This window comes from Neobacillus solisequens, from assembly GCF_051233465.1.
GTDB lineage: Bacteria > Bacillota > Bacilli > Bacillales > Cytobacillaceae > Neobacillus.
This window is the reverse complement of sequence record NZ_JBKFGJ010000011.1, coordinates 411,031-428,496: the sequence shown is the minus strand read 5'-3', so window position 1 is coordinate 428,496 and position 17,466 is coordinate 411,031. Positions and strand designations below refer to the sequence as shown.

General features: G+C 39.0%; 16 protein-coding genes. 11 read left to right on the top strand and 5 right to left on the bottom strand.

Annotated elements, in window-relative coordinates:
- Positions 1–60: 60 nt before the first annotated feature.
- Positions 61–825 carry an NRDE family protein gene (locus tag ACI3K6_RS13485; protein WP_435555227.1) on the top strand — a complete coding sequence of 255 codons (765 nt, stop codon included), beginning with the start codon at positions 61–63 and terminating at the stop codon, positions 823–825.
- Between the two features lie 50 nt (positions 826–875).
- On the opposite strand, the gene ACI3K6_RS13480 is transcribed toward ACI3K6_RS13485, so the two are convergent.
- Complete coding sequence (locus tag ACI3K6_RS13480) at positions 876–1,481, bottom strand: DedA family protein (RefSeq protein WP_335477176.1); 606 nt, start codon at positions 1,479–1,481, stop codon at positions 876–878.
- 312 nt (positions 1,482–1,793) lie between these two features.
- Here ACI3K6_RS13480 and ACI3K6_RS13475 point away from each other — a divergent pair, with 312 nt between their 5' ends.
- The 7 genes from ACI3K6_RS13475 to ACI3K6_RS13445 all read left to right on the top strand — a co-directional run bounded on the left by ACI3K6_RS13475 (position 1,794) and on the right by ACI3K6_RS13445 (position 9,879).
- The gene (locus ACI3K6_RS13475; RefSeq protein WP_335477177.1) at positions 1,794–2,177 is read left to right on the top strand and encodes a GntR family transcriptional regulator; all 384 of its coding nucleotides are present in this window, start codon (positions 1,794–1,796) and stop codon (positions 2,175–2,177) included.
- On the top strand, positions 2,170–3,069 hold the full coding sequence (locus ACI3K6_RS13470; RefSeq protein ID WP_335477178.1) for an ABC transporter ATP-binding protein: 900 nt from the start codon (positions 2,170–2,172) through the stop codon (positions 3,067–3,069). The genes ACI3K6_RS13475 and ACI3K6_RS13470 overlap by 8 nt, the downstream gene beginning before the upstream one ends.
- Positions 3,044–5,005 (top strand): DUF6449 domain-containing protein, encoded by a 1,962-nt coding sequence (locus ACI3K6_RS13465; RefSeq protein ID WP_435555226.1) that lies wholly within the window; start codon positions 3,044–3,046, stop codon positions 5,003–5,005. The genes ACI3K6_RS13470 and ACI3K6_RS13465 overlap by 26 nt, the downstream gene beginning before the upstream one ends.
- Positions 5,006–5,033: 28 nt before the next feature.
- Positions 5,034–5,543, top strand: a complete 510-nt coding sequence (locus tag ACI3K6_RS13460) for an RNA polymerase sigma factor (protein ID WP_335477180.1) — start codon at positions 5,034–5,036, stop codon at positions 5,541–5,543.
- 201 nt (positions 5,544–5,744) lie between these two features.
- Positions 5,745–6,509: a YhfC family intramembrane metalloprotease gene (locus ACI3K6_RS13455; RefSeq protein ID WP_435555225.1), complete on the top strand. Its 765-nt coding sequence runs from the start codon at positions 5,745–5,747 to the stop codon at positions 6,507–6,509.
- A 358-nt stretch (positions 6,510–6,867) separates the two neighbouring features.
- The gene (locus tag ACI3K6_RS13450; protein WP_435555224.1) at positions 6,868–8,055 is read left to right on the top strand and encodes an ABC transporter substrate-binding protein; all 1,188 of its coding nucleotides are present in this window, start codon (positions 6,868–6,870) and stop codon (positions 8,053–8,055) included.
- Positions 8,056–8,190: 135 nt separating this feature from the next.
- Positions 8,191–9,879, top strand: coding sequence for a methyl-accepting chemotaxis protein (locus ACI3K6_RS13445; protein WP_435555223.1), 1,689 nt, complete (start codon positions 8,191–8,193; stop codon positions 9,877–9,879).
- 73 nt (positions 9,880–9,952) lie between these two features.
- Here ACI3K6_RS13445 and ACI3K6_RS13440 read toward each other — a convergent pair whose 3' ends face one another.
- The 4 genes from ACI3K6_RS13440 to ACI3K6_RS13425 form a co-directional block, all read right to left on the bottom strand.
- Entirely contained in the window at positions 9,953–11,899 is a 1,947-nt protein-coding gene (locus ACI3K6_RS13440; protein ID WP_435555222.1) for an FtsX-like permease family protein, read from the bottom strand.
- On the bottom strand, positions 11,889–12,650 hold the full coding sequence (locus ACI3K6_RS13435) for an ABC transporter ATP-binding protein (protein WP_435555221.1): 762 nt from the start codon (positions 12,648–12,650) through the stop codon (positions 11,889–11,891). Before ACI3K6_RS13435 ends, ACI3K6_RS13440 begins: the two co-directional genes overlap by 11 nt.
- Positions 12,651–12,753: 103 nt before the next feature.
- A complete protein-coding gene (locus ACI3K6_RS13430) occupies positions 12,754–13,758 on the bottom strand; it encodes a sensor histidine kinase (RefSeq protein WP_435555220.1) in 1,005 nt (334 codons plus the stop codon).
- A complete protein-coding gene (locus tag ACI3K6_RS13425) occupies positions 13,755–14,444 on the bottom strand; it encodes a response regulator transcription factor (RefSeq protein WP_435555219.1) in 690 nt (229 codons plus the stop codon). The genes ACI3K6_RS13430 and ACI3K6_RS13425 overlap by 4 nt, the downstream gene beginning before the upstream one ends.
- A 172-nt stretch (positions 14,445–14,616) precedes the next feature.
- Between ACI3K6_RS13425 and ACI3K6_RS13420 the strand changes: the two genes are divergently transcribed.
- The 3 genes from ACI3K6_RS13420 (at position 14,617) to ACI3K6_RS13410 (ending at position 17,457) form a co-directional block, all read left to right on the top strand.
- Positions 14,617–15,237 carry a histidine phosphatase family protein gene (locus ACI3K6_RS13420; protein ID WP_435555218.1) on the top strand — a complete coding sequence of 207 codons (621 nt, stop codon included), beginning with the start codon at positions 14,617–14,619 and terminating at the stop codon, positions 15,235–15,237.
- Between the two features lie 172 nt (positions 15,238–15,409).
- Positions 15,410–16,381: an efflux RND transporter periplasmic adaptor subunit gene (locus ACI3K6_RS13415; RefSeq protein WP_435555217.1), complete on the top strand. Its 972-nt coding sequence runs from the start codon at positions 15,410–15,412 to the stop codon at positions 16,379–16,381.
- A 176-nt stretch (positions 16,382–16,557) separates the two neighbouring features.
- A complete protein-coding gene (locus ACI3K6_RS13410; RefSeq protein WP_335477190.1) occupies positions 16,558–17,457 on the top strand; it encodes a GNAT family N-acetyltransferase in 900 nt (299 codons plus the stop codon).
- The last annotated feature ends 9 nt before the right edge of the window (positions 17,458–17,466 follow it).

Sequence of the window (17,466 nt, the reverse complement as noted above, 5' to 3'; positions counted from 1 at the left end):
AGGAAGTCAGGGTGTAATAATGAGAATAAGGAAATATTTCAAAAAGGCAGTGATCTCTAAATGTGTTTAATTCTATTCGCTTATAAGGTCCACCCTATATATAAATTGCTGGTTGCCGCAAACCGGGATGAGTTTTTACAGCGGCCAACCTTATCTGCACACTATTGGGAGGATCATCCGGAGATCCTTGCTGGGAGAGATTTGGAAAAATTAGGAACGTGGATGGGGGTTACAAGGTATGGCCGGATGGCAGCCCTCACCAATTACCGGAATCCAAATGAATCCTTAAAGGGGAAGCGTTCGCGTGGTGAGCTCGTGGCAAACTCTTTACATTATGCTGGTCAGTTAGATGACTATTTGGAAAAAGTAAAAAAGGAGGGGCATTTATACCCCGGATATAATTTATTAGTTGGAGATGTTAATGAACTTTATTACTATTCGAATGTGGGGCTGACACTTGAAAAACTGGAGCCCGGAATTTATGGTGTCAGTAACCATTTGCTTAACACAGAATGGCCGAAGGTGAAAAAAGGCAAAGAGGGTCTCTTAAAGATCTTATCCGAGAATCCCGAAAATTTGGTAGAGCAGTTATTAGGTCTGCTGGAGGATTCGGACCCGGTTCCAGATGAGCTCCTGCCTAAGACAGGAGTCACATTAGAATGGGAAAGGGTGCTTTCACCGCTTTTTATTAAGAGTGAGAATTATGGAACTAGAAGTTCGACTGTTTTATTGATGTCGGATCAGGAGGCTCAATATGTAGAGCGGGTTTTTGTGGAAGGGCATGTGAGTGAGAGGGATTTTCATTTTTGTATTCAAAGTAGGTAGAAACCAGTAGAAAAGAAGCCAACACCCATTATAAAGGGGATGTTGGCTTTTTATTCGTCAAGCATCTTGATAAAACGTCTTTTTTTCCAGTAGACATAGGTGATATAACTGCCAATCAACAGCAAAAGAAACAGATAGATGCTGTATCTGGAAAGATAAAATTCTACAAAACGCCAATTTTCTCCAAGAGTTTTGCCTACGGTAATAAAGGTAAAGCACCAAGTAAAGGCACCAGAATAAGCATAAAGGAAAAATTTTTTATAGCTGTAGCCGTTTATGCCTGAAAGGTATGCTGTAACATGACGAACTCCGGGAATAAAGTATCCAATGAACAAAAGTAGCGGGCCCATTTTCTCAAATAATTTCTTCGTTTGTTCGATTCGATCCTCGGTAATATGTAGCTTAGGACCAAATCGTTTTAGAAAGGGCAACCCTAATTTTAAACCTAATAAATAACTAAGTGTTATTCCAATACAGGCCCCAGCAAATGCACACAAAATCGAAGGAAGATAGGCCATATTCCCTAAATATACATTATAGCCAACAAACGTAAGCAAAACCTCATCCGGAAGCGGCAGACCTACAATCCCGCCAATCAAAGCAATCACAATCCCCCAATACCCATAATGGCCAATCAAAAACCACAAATGACCCATACATCCACCCATCCTATAAAACAAATCTTGAGCAAAACATATCAAACTTACACCCCAAATGTCAAAGAGCTAAAGCAATGTATCTTCAAAAGGTACATCAATTGGTTCTATCAAAAAGGTGCGACAAAAGGGTGCATCAGAAGGGATATCTAAGGTGACAGGCACCATTCGTGGACATTTGTCCTCCTGGAATGGACACCCCTGTTTAATTAGCAAATTAAGGCTTTTCTTTTTCAAACGGATGGAATATAATTGTACTGTATTACGTATGGTAGTACAGTTGGTACACTTTGTGTAGATGGGGGGTCCATTATGTTTGAGTTGGACATAAGGAGCCGTAAGCCGATTTATGAGCAGTTGGTTGAAAAGGTGAAGGAGCTGATCATGCTTGAGGTTCTTAAGCCTGATGAACAGCTGCCATCAGTTCGGACTTTGGCCACGGAGCTAACGATTAATCCGAATACGATTCAAAAGGCTTATAGGGAGCTAGAGACCCAAGGGTTTATATATTCCATTAAGGGTAAAGGCAGCTTTGTACATCCGACCAATACGAAAGACAAAGAAAAAATAGAGAAAGTTAAGCAGGAGCTGGAAAAACTGATCCATGAGGCATTCTATCTAGGGATAACCGCCGACCAAATCATTCAGTTTATCCACGAAATAGATGCTAAAAGGGGAGGCGAAACGAATGATTGAAATGAAGAATGTCAGCAAGGCCTTTAACAGGTCAAAAGCGCTGGAAAACGTCAATTTATCCATCCAAAAAGGTTCCATATACGGGTTAATTGGATCAAATGGTGCCGGAAAAACAACCCTAATAAAACTTCTGGTTGGAATTTATCGCCCCGACCAGGGACCGATTACGATCGATAACCAACCAGTATATGAAAATGTGCATATAAAGCAAAAATTATTATACATACCGGATCAACCGTATTTCTTGCCCCAATACAATACGAAGCAAATGGCTCGCTTTTACAAAAGCTGTTACCCTACTTGGGACGAGGAACGTTTTGAAAAACTGGTTGAACTATTTGATGTCAATGTAAATAAAAAAATCCATACCTTTTCAAAGGGATGGCAGAGACAAGTGGCCTTTATTTTGGCACTATCGGCAAAACCAGAAATTTTAATCCTTGATGAGCCGATGGACGGTCTTGACCCGGTTGTACGGAAAAAAGTAAAAAACCTGCTTATTCATGATGTCGCGGAGCGTGAAATGACCATTTTAATCTCCTCACATAATCTCAGAGAAATCGAAGACCTTTGTGATCACATTGGCATTATTCATAAAGGAACACTCATCATGGAAAAAGAGCTAGATGAACTGAAAGCGGATATCCATAAAGTCCAGGTGGCCTATAAAAATGGGATTCCTGACTTATTGCTGGAAAAATTAAACCCGCTTCACACTGAAAAACGCGGCAGTGTCTCTCTCCTCATTGTCAGAGGACAGGAAGAGACAATAGCCAAACAAATTCGCAGCACCAGCCCGGTCATTTTTGACTTGCTCCCGCTAACACTTGAAGAGATCTTTATTTACGAAATGGGGGATATCGGCTATGCCATCAAAAATGTCATTGTTTAATAAGGAATTGCTGCTGCAAATCAGCCGAAGCACCGGTTGGATTTCCATAGTCTATTTTATCGGCTTGTTATTTCTGCTGCCGATTCGAATTCTATTAACATACTCAGATGAAGAGTATATGAGAGTGATGCAAAAGCCGGAAAATCTGTTTCATTTTAATTTTGAATTTCAAATCGGATTGACTGTGATTATTCCTGTCATTTTGGCCGTGTTTCTATTTCGTTTTTTACATGTGAAGCAAGCAACAGATCTGATGCACAGTTTGCCGTTGAAGCGTGACAAAATCTTTTATCACTATTTATTAGCTGGAATGGTATTTCTAATCATTCCTATAGTGCTTATCACACTTATACTGCATGTAATGAACGCTGTATTTGATCTTCACCTGATCTATTCAGTCTCTGATATTTATTATTGGGCGGGAACAACCTTGGTGATTCTCCTGCTTTTATATGCTGCCGCTGTTTGGATTGCAACATTGACGGGGATTTCAGCTGTTCAGGCAGTCCTTGCCTATATTTTTCTGCTATTTCCGGCCGGGTTCATGCTGCTCCTATTCTATAATCTAAAAATCTTGCTTTTTGGATTTCCAAGCGAATATTTCTTAAGCAAACAGATAGAGCGCCTGTCTCCTATTACGTTCGCGGCGAGACTGAATGAGAAGCAATTTCACTGGAGTGATGCTGGGATTTTTATGGGGCTTAGTGTTATTCTTTACGGTTTAGCCCTTCTTTTTTATAGAAAAAGAAACCTAGAAACAGCCTCAGAAGCGATTGCCTTTCCAAAATTGCGCTGTGTGTTTAAGTACGGAGCAGCATTTTGCACGATGCTTTTGGGCGGATCTTATTTTAACCAGGTTTCAAATAGTAGCTTTGGGTGGACTCTTTTTGGCTATGTACTTGGGGGTGCAGCCGGGTATTTCTTAGCAGAAATGGTGTTGCAAAAATCCTGGAGAGTATTTACCAGAGTCAAGGGGTTGCTTGTTTTCTTAGCCATCATTGCCTTACTGGCGATAGGTACGCAGACTCTTGGAATTTATGAAAATCGTATTCCTGACCAAGAGGAAATTATGAATGTCGAGTTTACGGACAGTCCTAGCAATTATTTTATGGGCGATAGCTGGGAGTCAACGTATGCCAAACCGGCACCTTTGAAAAATTCAAAGACTGTCTTGAATATTATTAAACTTCATGAACAGATTCTTAAAGATAAACATATTAATCAATCAAAAAAACCAACGGATGGGAACTTTTTCTTTAAATACAAGTTGAAAAATGGTCATTCCGTCATTCGTGAATATCGGGTCAACATGAAGCTTTATGAGGATCTGTATCAGCCTATTTATGAATCTAGGGAGTATAAACTAGCCAATAATCAGCTATTTAAGGTCGACGAGTCAAACATCAAGACAATCAACATTTTGCCGCATGGACCTAGTGGTAAAAGTGTAAGTCTGAAAGATCCTAATGATATTAAGGAAGCAATAGCCCTGCTAAAGCAGGATATTTTAGAGGAAACCTATGAGGAGCATCACTATTATCAGTATCGCGGTTCAAACTTTGAGCTTAACCTTGGAACTGACCGTTTCATTTCCATTGAAATGAGTCCTAATTATCGAAAAATAATGGAGTGGTTAAAGCAGAAAAACCTTGCGGATCAAGCCCTAGTTACGGCTGATGATATTTCCTCTATTTTAGTAACAAAAGGGGATTATGCCGACAAAGATTACGATCTTGTGAAAAAAGAAGTGGAAGAAAGCGGGAACGTTCTGAAAATTACCGATAAAGATCAAATTCAGGAAGCTTTAAATCAGGCGGGAACAGGGAATGACCAAGAATACACGGCTGTTTTTTGTTATAACAGCGGCCAATATTACGATGTTTGGTCTTTCGATGAAGCGCATGTGCCTGATTTTATAAAGGAACATTTTAAATAACATAGTAGTTTTGAAAAGGGGTGGGGACTTGAACAGCCCAGATTTTGACGAACTTTACTCAATATATGCCAAGCAGATGTATTATATTGCTTTAAAATATACCAGAGAACATTATTCAGCAGAGGATATTGTCCAAGAAGCTTTTATTAAAGCCTATAAAAAGCTGGATACGGTGGATGACCCACAAAAATTGGGTGGCTGGCTTTCCGTCATAACGGCGAGGACGGCAATCGATTTTCTAAGGTTTGAAAAAAGGCGGGATTGGCTGTTGGTTGATTCTGCAATGATGGAGCCAATTCTGGGACCGGATACATTGGGAATCAGCACGGAGGAAACGGTCTGTATCCGCCTGCTTCAAGAGGAAATTGGTTGCTCACTCGGAAAGTTATCGAGTGAATTCCAAGAAGTGTTGATCTTAAAAGTTCAGTATGGCCTAAAAGAACATGAAATTGCCAGCCTGCTTAATGTAAAGTCAGCTACAGTGAAAACCCGATTGTATCGGGCAAGGAAACAATTAAAACGGAAAATGCCTGCTTAATATTGAATTAAGGACACTCCTGATAAAGGGGGTGTCCTATTTTCATTTGTCTTATAAAAATAAAGTTATCCCAATGCAGTTTTTTAAAAAATGGGTATTGACGTATGAGAAAATATCTTATATTATCATTATTGATAATGATAATATAATTAAATTTGAAAATAAAACGAATCAAGGTCAATTAAAAGGGGGAGAAATCTAATGGTAAGTACAGCTACCATCATATCTATGTTTGTTCCAATTATTTTTTCAATTAGTTTATTTGTTGGTTTTATTATGTTATATCGGAAGAAAACGGGGATCCAAGTAAAACCACTAATCATTGGGGCGATAGGTTTTATTGTTTTCACACAAGTTTTAGAAAAAGTATTGCATTTTGTAGTCATAACGAATTTCCCGACTTACAATGATCATCCGTGGCTTTTTGGCACATACGGGGCCTTTGCAGCGGGATTGTTTGAAGAGGTTGGAAGATGGATCCTATTTACTTGGTTACTAAAAAAATACCGTGATTATAAGAGCGGTATTTCCTTTGGAATCGGTTGGGGCGGTATCGAAGCCATCTTAGTAGTGTTCATGATCGTCGTGCCAAACCTTTTGTTCGCTTTCATGATCAATTCAGGAACTTTGGAAGCACAGCTTGGCGGAAAAATGCCGGCAGAACAACTCGAAACAATTAAAGAATCAGTACTTAACAACGGAGTATCCTTTTACCTTTTAGCATGTGTCGAACGATTATGCTCCATGTTCATACAAATAGCGCTTAGCCTGTTAGTATTACTGGCAGTCACGAAAAAGAAATTCACTTACGTCATCTATGCCGTTCTTATCCATGCGGTAATTGACTTTCCATTCACCTTCATACAAACAGGCCACATCAAAAGCCTTTGGATTATCGAAATCTACATTGCCATCATTGCAGCAGTGGCATTCCTTTTCATCAAAAAAACAGAAAGAAAAATGTAGCGGTGCCTGTCACCTTTTTGAACGATATCAAAAGAGCCGGGTGTTCCATAAATGAAGTTTAGTTCCTGTTACCCTAATAGGGGGCAGGTATTTTTTTGTGTCTTAAATAATTTTTTTATGGATGCAGGATAGTTTTATTTGATGTAATAATCATGTAAGCGTTAACAAATATATTGATAAATCACAAGTTTCAGAAATATTTTAATAAATCGAATAATATACTAGACTAATGAAGGATATTGTTTTAAAATACTAATTATTAAAATAATAGATTGGAAGACAGGTTAGAAAGTTAAAGGAATGCAAGTTAATACACTAATTTGTCAGAAAAATCAAACAATAGAAGAGGGGTTCAACTATGAATAGTAAGAAAAAATGGGCCAAGATGTTTATGGCCTCAACGATGTTAGCAGGAGTGTTGGCTGGATGCTCGGGAGCGGGCGGCAGTTCTTCAGGCTCAGATGACAAATCAATCAAAGTAGGGGTTAACCTGGAGCTATCAGGTGGAGTTGCTTCCTACGGTGAATCACTCGAAAAAGGAATCGATCTTGCCGTTGCAGAAATTAACAAAAAGGGCGGCGTTGACGGCAAAAAGCTCGATATAATAAAAGTTGATAACAAATCGGATGCTGCCGAAGCTACAAACGGTGCTATTAAATTAACAAGCCAGGATAAAGTAGCAGCAATCATCGGTGCTGCTACCAGTGGTGATACCGTAGCACAGGCACAAATCGCTAATGACACGAAAACAGTTCTTTTAACTCCATCAGGTACAAGCCCCAACGTAACCGTAAGTGACAGTGGAAAATTAAATGAATATGTATTCCGTACTTCCTTTATCGACCCATTCCAAGGAACTGTAGCAGCGAACTTTGCCGCTCATGAATTAAAAATCAAAAATGCAGCGATTTTTGCTGACAGTGCCAGCGACTATGCTAAGGGTCTTGCAGCATCATTCAAAGAAACATACAAAAAGGCTGGCGGGAAAATTGTAGCTGAAGAGGCGTATGTAGCAAAAGATACAGATTTTCATGCAACCCTGACTCGCATTAAGGCAAAAAATCCAGATTTCATCTTTATTCCAGGATATTATGAAGAAGTAGGTTTAATCGTAAAACAAGCTCGTGAATTAGGAATTACAGCTCCATTAATGGGAGCTGACGGCTGGGATTCACCAAAATTAATCGATCTTGCCGGTAAAGATGCATTAAACAATACCTTTATCACAAACCATTACTCTTCAGAAGACCCTGACAAAAAGATTCAAACATTTGTTTCTACTTATAAAGAAATATACAAAGGTGATTCTCCGAATGCGTTCAATGCTCTTGGCTACGATACGGTCTACCTATTAGCAGATGCCATCAAGCGCGCTGGAAGCACCGACTCTAGCAAAATAAAAGAAGCATTGGCTAAAACAAAAGATTTATCTCTTGTAACTGGTACTGTATCAATTGATAAGAACCACAACCCGATTAAATCAGCAACTGTTCTTGAATATAAAGACGGTCAGCAAGTATTTAACACAAAAGTAGATCCTAAGTAATAAGAAGCGAAACGAAAGGTGATCCAGCCTTTCGTTTCTTTTTTTGTTAAACCTAAACAAATTGAAAATTTTTCCGATAAAAATAATAGGTGTATTTTGTCAAAAAATCGTTATACATAGGAGGAATAGACATACATGAAAATGACGATAAGAAAAAAGCTGCAGGGAGGATTTATCACTGTACTAATCATCCTTGCAATTCAGTCTGTCGTTTCCTATTATCAAATTTCATCTATTAATAACTCTTATACCGACTTAGTGGATGATAAGGGAAAAAAATTAGTAATGATTAAAAGTTTAGAAAATGCAGCAAAGGATGAACAGGTCAATCTGCAAAGCTACCTGTTCACAGGTGATGAACAAGTCTTACAAAAATACTATTTTGCAGTTGAAAACTATAAAAACTATAGTGGTGACTTGGCCAAAGTGATTAAAACACCTAAGGCTAAGAAATTACTAAATGAGTTAGATAGTATTGAAAACGATTACCGGGACTTTGCTGAAAATGCCATTTCATTAAAGAAAACGAATGAAGAGGCATTTAAATTGTTAAACTTCCAACACGGAACAGATATAATTAATCAATTAAGTGATAAGACTATTGAATTTAGTCATTTTCAGCAATCCCTATTAGATAATGGACAGGCTGACGCCGAAAGCGGAGTAGCTTCTGTAAAAATGGTCGTTCTTGTTTTATCAATCATTTCGATTGTAGCAGGTCTAGCAATCTCGTACATTATCGGTCAAAAAATCTCTAAGCCGCTTATTTTTTTAAAAAAGGCTGCTGAAAAAATTGCTTCAGGCGATTTGACAGATGAAGAGATAAAGATCAAAAATAAAGACGAAATAGGGGAATTGGCGGATTCCTTTAACCAAATGACGGGTAATTTACGTGACTTACTTCAACAAGTCAGCATGAATGCGAACCAAGTTACGGCAACATCTGAGGAGCTATCGGCAAGTGCAGAGGAGACAAGAATCTCCTCCCAGCAAATTACGCAATCCATTCAAGAAGTGGCTTCAGGAGTGGAAAGGCAGTTTATCAGTATTGAGGAAACAACCCGTACAATCCGTGAATTGGCAGTTGGCGTCCATCAAATTGCGAATAACTCCCAAGTGGTTACCAACACAGCAAATGAGGCATCTGAAAAGGCTTCAAACGGGGGGGAATCGATTCATACCGCAATTGAGCAAATGAAATCGATTAATCAAACAGTTCATGGATTATCAGAAGTCATTAGTAACCTTGGCTCACGTTCCCAAGAAATTAATCAAATTATTGAAGTGATCACCAATATCTCCGCACAAACCAATTTATTGGCCCTTAATGCGGCGATTGAAGCAGCTAGAGCAGGAGAGCATGGACGGGGTTTCTCCGTTGTTGCAGATGAGGTTAGAAAATTAGCGGAGCAATCCACTACTTCTGCACAACAAATTGCAAAATTAATTAAAGGCATTCAAGGGGAAACCCATCAGGCCATGGAATCAATGGAAGGGGCAAAAACAGAGGTTTCTGAAGGATTAGAAGTCATCAGCTCAGCAGGAGCCTTATTTGCGCAAATTCAGACGGCCGTGACGAATGTGGCTGACCAAATTCATGAAGTATCTGCAGCCGTTCAACAAATGGCAGCTGGGTCAGAGCAAATGTCCCAATCCATGAAGCATATTTCTGAAATCGGTGAACAAGCAGCATCCGGTTCTCAAGAAGTATCAGCGGCAACATCACAGCAACTGGTATCCATGGAGGAAATCACCTCATCAGCTTTATCACTGGCAAAAATGTCAGAAAAACTCCAAACACTGATTGGGAAGTTTAAAGTGTAATCTCATAGAAGAAGGCTTACTTAACAATTGTTAAGCAAGCCTTTTTTATTAACTAGGGAACTTTATTCTTCAATTAAAGTGCCTCTTTAATCACTTTTTTATAATAAAGAACCGAGAGCACTCCAAAGATGGAATAAAGAGCCGTATACAGCACCATTACGATAATCATTGGCGTCCATACTTCAGCACCAAACAGGAACCAGCCAGATTGCACAGCAAAATAACTATGGGACAGTCCAACTACTAGCGGAATTCCAAAGCTGAATAGCTGCTTGGCCCGGATTCCTCTTAACAGGTCTCCTTGGGTAAAGCCGAGTTTCCTAAGAATAGTGTAGTTTGGTTTTTCCTCTTCCCCTTCACCCATTTGTTTAAAATACAGGATGCAACCTGAAGTAATCAGGAAGGTCAAGCCTAAAAAGCCAACGATAAACATGGCAAGCCCTATGGATTGTTTTTGATTCATGCTCATTTCCAAGCGGGAATCATGATCGATGTCCTCGCTGATCTTCAAGTCTTTGAAAATCTGGTTTGCTTTTTCAAGCTTTGCTTCATCCTTGATAGTGACCCCGATAAAGATGGTTGATTTTTTTTGTAATTTGGGATCAAGACCCGCACGTAATTGTTCAAACACTTTATTATCCACAATCGCTGTAGGTGATCCCCCATTTGTGAAATAGGAAGATACAATGAAATCTTTTCTAAGTCCCAAATAGTCAAGTTGAAACGTTTCTTTTTTTGCCTTTAATTCAATTTGTCCAGAATCCTTAAGGGTCATAAATTTTTCCATTAAATCATCGTAACCAGTAAAAACTGTTTCTTTAGGGGATACTTCAACCCCTTTGACGTCCTTTTCGCTAACAACAGATAGAGGCAAGGCACTAGAGTTCGCCATTAAAGTATCTAAGTCACTTTCCAATATAGATTTTAAATTCGCCTTCACTTGAAGGACATCGATTCTTTTATCGCTGAAGGAAATCTTGTGATCTGTTAAAGCATTTTCAAACGTTTCAGCTTTATTAGGATCTATAATCGCAAAATCAGCTGCCACATGTGTTTTGGCTGTTTTTTCAGCGGAATAATAGGAGATATAACTTAACGATAAGAGACCAATAGCCAAGGCTGATACGGTGGTAATAATCGTTAATAATAAGGCGTTTGACTTCATGCGAAACATAATTGATGAAAGGGATAACACCTCATTAATGTTTAAATATCCATCCTTCTTTTTCCGAATAAGATGAAAAATAAAGCTGACGGACCCTTTATAAAACAAATAGGTTCCAATGATGACGGAAGCAAGAATGAAGATCATGGCTGAAAACAGCTGAACCATGGTTACAAAATCGCCATCAAATAATTTTGAGGATACATAATAGCCGACACCAATTAAAACAAGCCCGACAATCCCCATTATGATCTCGAAAACTGACATTTTTTTCAGTTTGCCTTCTGTCGAAGAAATCACTCTAAACAAGCCTAAAATGGTCTGTCTCTTAATAAATAAATAATTGATTAACATCACCAGCAAATAAATCGCGCTAAAAATAATTAACGTCTGGATCAAAGCGTGCATTGAAAAATGCAGTTTTGCCACGGCATTGACTTTCGTAATTTTAAATAAAATCATAATAATTAATCGTGAAGCAGAAAATCCCAAGAAGATTCCTATCAATAGAGAGCTAAAATAAAGGATAAAGTTCTCGGCACTAAGAATGCGAAAAATCCTGCTTTTTGTCATCCCGATTAATTGAAATAAGCCGATTTCCTTACTGCGCCGTTTGATAAAAATATTATTAGCGTATAACAAAAAGATGGATACAATCGCGACTAGCAGGATAGAGGCTGCCCGAATGGAAGCTGCACCTTTAATTGTCCCTTTTGTAGCATCCATTGCTGGATCATACTGCAGGGTTACAAATGAAAAATAAAGCGCCACACTAAAGATCAATGCAAATACATATAAATAGTAGTTTTTTAGGTTCTTTTTCAGGTTACGGAGAATTAATTGATTAATGCTCATTTTGCACCCCGCCTAACACACCTTGTGTTTTCATGATGTCCTTGAAAAAGTCCTGTCTTGATTGTTCGCCCTTGTTTAGTTGTGTGTAAATTTGGCCGTCTTTAATAAAGATTACCCGTCTACAATAGCTGGCTGCCACCGGATCATGTGTCACCATCACAATTGTCGCATGTCTGTTTTGATTTAAGAGGCTAAGTTTGTTTAATAAATCAGAAGCTGATTTTGAATCTAACGCACCTGTTGGTTCGTCTGCAAAAATAATACTTGGTTCATGAATAAAGGCCCTTGCAGCTGAGGTTCGCTGCTTTTGTCCCCCTGAAATTTCATTAGGATACTTATCTTTGATGTCAAAAATGCCTAGCTCCTTAGCTACATCTGTAAATTTTTGATTCGCCACTGCTTTGGATGTATTGGAAATCGACAGCGGCAGCAGAATATTTTCCTTAACAGTCAAGGTGTCTAATAAATTATACTCTTGAAAAATAAATCCCAAATGGTGCTTGCGGAATTCGGCCAGTTGTTTTTCCTTTAACTTAGTGATTTCTTTACCTTCAATTTCAATCGTACCACCGCTCACTTTGTCGATAGAAGAGAGGACATTTAATAGGGTTGTTTTTCCGGAACCTGATGGCCCCATAATACTAACAAATTCACCTTTATCAATTTGGAGATCCAATCCCTTTAGTACATCTTGCTTATTAAATTTATTGCCATAAGCTTTAAAAATATTTCTTGCTTCTAAAATAGTCATCTTATATGACACACTCCTTAATTCGATATCTTTATTATAAAAGGCGGTGTCATCCGCTTCCTTCGATTGAGCGAACAAATGATAAAAGCATGTGACATTATTGTCACATGCCTGCAATATGATCGAAATCGTTTCGCTCAGGGAAAGATAAGGTGAAAGTGGATCCCTCTCCAGTCTTAGAACAAACTTGAATGGAAATCAATAACGGTTCAGCCGCTTTTTTGGCCAAATATAAGCCCATACCGGTTGCAGCACTGTCCTGATGCTTGGACGTAGAAGTGAATCCTTTATCAAAAATCCGCGGTAAATCTCTTGGATCGATGCCACGGCCGAAATCCTGTACCTTTAATACCGTTTGTCCATTCCATTTTGTGCTAGTAATGATAATGTCGGATTCTTCACTATACTTCACTGCATTTGTTAAAAGCTGTCGGATGATAAATGCCAGCCACTTGGCATCTGTCAGCACTTCCTCCTCCTTAAGTTCCACATCAAAGCCGATTCCCTTTTGTATACACCATGATTGCAATGCCTTAATTTCTTTAAAAATCACTGACTTCAGCGAGACTTTTTCGATGAATAAGTCATTCTTCATGAATGGGAGGCGTTTTTGATGAAGCTGTTGATCAAGCAGCAAATGAATGCGCAGCCACTCATAGGTTAAATGAGCTTTCATTTTTTCGTCATCCAGTCGCTCGATCATTAAATGCATTGCCGTCAATGGCGTTTTTACTTCATGAATCCAAGATAACAAGTCATCCTTCTCTTGTTCTAACAGTCTCATATTCTGTGCTGCATCTTGTTTAAGACGCTCTGTTTGGTCAATCACACTTGACTCAATGATTTTCTCAAATGGACGATCCGCAGGGGCCAACCTCGTTAAATCAAGGGAGGTATCCCACTCTTGCAAGCTGCGATAATATTTAGTTTCAACATGATAGCGAATAATGAAGAATATCAAGAAAATCATGGTCGATAAAAAAACGATGTACAGAAGAGGCAATAATGGGATGGCAGCATCCAAATAGGCAACCAACACCACTAAAAGCTGAAGGAACAGAAACAGAATAATCCAGCTACGCCTCTCAATTATGTATTTTTTTATCATAGATAATCCTCTTCCACGGCAATGTATCCTTGTCCAACCTTGGTTTCAATTTGATGGCCTAGACCTAGTTCATCAAGCTTTTTGCGAAGGCGATTGACGTTCACTGTCAACGTATTATCACTGACGAACCGTTCATCATCCCAAAGACTTTTAATTAATTCTTCACGACTTACAATCGTATTTTTCTTCTCAATTAACAATTTTAATATAAACAATTCATTTTTGGTTAGTTCAATCGAGCCCAAATCATTTGAGATGGTGCTTTTTTGATAATCAATGGTGGCCCCATTCCAAGTTTTTAGCTCGATGGCTTCGGTGTTGTAATTATAGACACGTCGAAGGATGGCCTGAATTTTGGCAATGAGGACATCAAAATGAAATGGCTTTTGAATGAAATCATCAGCTCCGAGCTGCATGGACATGACCATATCAGTAGGGTGGTCACGCGATGATAAAAAGAGAATTGGAATATTAGAATGGGAACGGATCATGCGGCACCAATGGAATCCATCAAATTTTGGTAATTGGATATCGATAATGACTAAATCTGGTTTAATGGAAGTAAACTCCTGCATGACCTGGCTAAAATCTATGATTCCGTAAACATCATAAGACCAGCCGGTTAACCGTTCTTTGATTTCTTGAAATAAGGTCGCATCATCTTCAATCAGCAATAGTTTAAACATTTTTCCACCACACTTTAACTTTATCAAGCCATTTTTATTTTATAGCAAAAATTTCCTAACAGCTACTATTGTTTTAAAAGCTAGAAATCAGACTATTTAAATAATTGTCTTTACCAGAGCTTTTCCAGTTGTTAAAGTAGTAGATGAGAATGAAAAAAAGGGGTGGAGAGATTTGAATTTATTTTTGATTCGTCACGGTGAATCCGAGCATAATGTGGATCGAACGAGAATGGCACATACCCATGATTCACAGCATAGTTTGACTGAGCTTGGCCAAAATCAAGTACAAAAAACCGCTGAATTCATGAGATCAATAGTGAATGAAAAAACAGTTTTATATAGTTCTCCCTATATGCGCACGAAACAGACGGCAAAAGCCATCCATTCTTTATTGCCCGAGCAGGTACCATTTTTAGAAAATCCACTGTTACGAGAATGGGAGCTTGGTAACCTTTACGATTTCAGCAATCGAACACCGGAGTCGAAAAAGGAATTTAAGGCAGCCGGTCAATTTTATTTTCGCTATCAAAATGGAGAATCACTTGCCGATGTCTATTTACGGGCAACCATGTTCATGAATACAGTAGTAGAGCGGGTTCGGCGCCAACAACGATATGAACATCTGGTGGTCGTTTCACATGCTGCCTTCATTCAAATGCTGCTAACCTTTTTAATGGACTGGCCAATTGAGAGCCTTACTGATTTTAAACCAGTTGAAAATGCCTCTGTTATTCAAATTAATGAAGAGGATGGAGATTATCAGTTTGAAAAGATTTTTATCCCTGGGGTTTAATTAGAAAATTTCATAATACGCGAACAGTAATAGGCTGTTCGTTTTTTTGTGGCCAATTTTTAAAAAGTAATGTTTTGTTAAGAGTAAATTAAGAATAACACAAGATAATAGAGATCAAGAAAATAGTTTGCTATGGTGCAGTTTATCTTCCATGGTCAAAGGAGTTAACGAAATGAAAAAATGGATTTGGATTGTCATTAGTGTCGTAATTGTTGGTTATGTGGGATATATGTGGTATCACTCAAAATCCAGCAGCAGCGAAGCGGCAACTACTCAGATTAGTTCGGCCACTGTACAAAAAGGAAAGCTGGAGGTAAAGATTAGCGGCTCGGGAACGATTGAGCCTGTAACCAGTGAGGATATTAAAGCGAAGGATGCAAACGATGAAATCGATGAAGTGCTCGTTTCCGCCGGAAGCAAGGTAAGTGCGGGAGATGAATTAGTGACCTTTACGGATGATAGTGATCCAATTACGGCACCGGTAGACGGAACGATTACCTCTGTCTCTGTTAGCACCGGTGAACGCGTAACAAAAGGACAGGTTGTAGCTCATCTTACCAATTATACGGATTTACAAACGGTTGTTGCGGTGGATGAATTGGATATTGCCAAGGTGAAGGTCAATCAGACGGTAAGTTTAACGGTAATTTCTTATCCAGATGCCACCTACACGGGAATGGTCACTGCTGTGGCTAACGAAGGTACCTCAGAGAGCGGGTCTTCGACTTTTGATGTGACCATTCATCTCGATAAGTCGGATAACCTAAAGGTGGGGATGAGCACAGAAGCAGAGATTCTAGCAGAAAGCAAAGATAACGCACTTTATGTACCGGTTGATGCGGTTCATACCAAAAATGAAACAAAATACGTAAATGTAATGAAGTCAAGCTCTAACAGCGCAGGCAGCAGCAATGCCGAACAAAGAACGATCAAAACAGGAATTTCCAACGACGAATACATTGAAATAACAGAAGGAGTCACCGAGGGTGATTACATCAAACTCCCGAAAAGAACAACATCAACCGGTACCTCCAACCAAGGCGGCATGATGCCGGGTTTTGATGGAATGGATGGAGGCACGAGACCACCAAGCGGGAATGGAAATTCTAGCAGCAACAATAGCAGCGCTAAAAGCGGAAATTAATACGGTGCCTGTCACCATTTTTCAGTAAGCCCCCGGCTCTAGCTGATCACGCATAAGAGTAGAGGGTTTTTTTGATTCATTAGATGATAGGAAATAGGTTGGCAATAAAGGAACTAGCTTGTTCTTAAAAGAAATATATATGTTTAAGGGAAAAATGTATGAATGGGGTGTAACGAATGAAAGTAGAAAAGTTGGACCAAGCGCATCTTCAAGTCTTTGTTGACTATTGCAAGAAACATAGATTAGAAGTGGATGACTCTTTTCTTTATGATGCAGATTTAAAAAATTTTGAACCTAATGCTGAGAATCCCACTTATGTATTGATGGATCAACAGGGGAATATGGTTGCTGCTGCCTCTTTAATTATGGATGAGTATCAAAAGAAAGGGAAAAGAGCACGGTTTCGTATTTTTCATTCGGAAATCAACAATTCAGAAGTCTATGCATTGCTGTTTCAGGCGTTATTGAGACGTACAGAGGGTCTGGAAAAACTCTATATTTTTGTTCCCTTAAATAATAAATATCTTGCGGAGTCTATCGAAGGATTGGGATTTTCAATTGAAAGGTATGCGTTTCTGTTAGTTCGCGAGGAAGTAGTGGTGCCTTCGTTAGTTTTACCAGAGGGCTATATAATAAGAGACTTCACTCCCGGTAAAGACGAAGGGATTTGGAGTCAGGTTAGAAATGCAGCGTTTGCTGAACTGAAGGGGAACGAGACTCCTGTTACCAAGGAAATGGTAACTAAAATGATTGCAGGTGAAAATTATCTGGAAGGAGGAATGAAAATTCTTTACCACGGTCAACAGCCCGTTGGTGTCGTAAGGGGAGCAAATGATGAATATGAAAATGCTCCCATTATGAACATTGGACCACTAGCCATACTCCCTGAATATCAAGGCAAAGGCCTCGGGAAGCTACTCCTGAGAGCCGCTCTCCAATTTGCAAAAGAGAGGTCCTACACTAGAACCATCCTATCAGTAAACGGCGAAAACGAACGCGCCAAAGCACTATACCTACAAGAAGGTTTCAAACAAGTAGAGGGTGTTGCATGTTATGAATATAAGTTATCTATTTGAATGAAAAGG